The 565-nt window shown below is 62.7% G+C and carries 1 pseudogene; it reads right to left on the bottom strand.

What is annotated here, in order from left to right:
• Nucleotides 1–565 (bottom strand): annotated as a pseudogene (locus tag QZR14_RS27930) (hypothetical protein); the annotation flags it as partial.

The following is a 565-nucleotide window of genomic DNA, read 5'->3' as shown; positions in this document are numbered from 1 at the left end:
GGTGGCTTCGCTGTTGGTGACGACGTAGTAGACCTTGACGCTCAAACCATCGAAACGCTGGATATCGCTCTGGGCAACGGCGCGCAAGACGGGCTCGCCATCCGCGATGTTGCCGACCGGGCGCGGGTCCTCATAGTAAACCGTGTCGCCGCCGGGCGCCTTTGCCTCCCAGATCACGTTCAGCAGATCACTGCCGTTGCGACCGACGTACCACGGCGCACTCACCGTCGCCCAAGGCGTATCGACTGGCAACGTCCCGCCGGGCGCCTCGGCAACGCTAGGCGCGGGCAGTCGGCTGATATCGCCTACGACGCTGACACTGGCGTTTTTCGAGGGACGGTCGGACTCATTTTCGCGGCGCCGGATAAAGCCCACCGATGCGCTGCCCTTGGCGATGGCGCGCACGGCTTCGTTGGGGATGATGAACTCGAGATGAAAGTTCACGAACTTCACCGCCATCGATAATGGGCCGACGATAATTTGCGGGCCTTGGGCAGGCGTGCCGGTCCAGGTCAGGAGCACTTCATCGCCCACGTCAAAGTCGGCATCTGGTGTGGATACGTGG

Source organism: Pseudomonas sp. rhizo66 (assembly GCF_031931925.1).
In the GTDB taxonomy this organism is placed as follows: Bacteria; Pseudomonadota; Gammaproteobacteria; order Pseudomonadales; family Pseudomonadaceae; genus Aquipseudomonas.
Note: the sequence above shows the minus strand (reverse complement) of the source record. Positions and strands in the feature narration are given on the sequence as shown.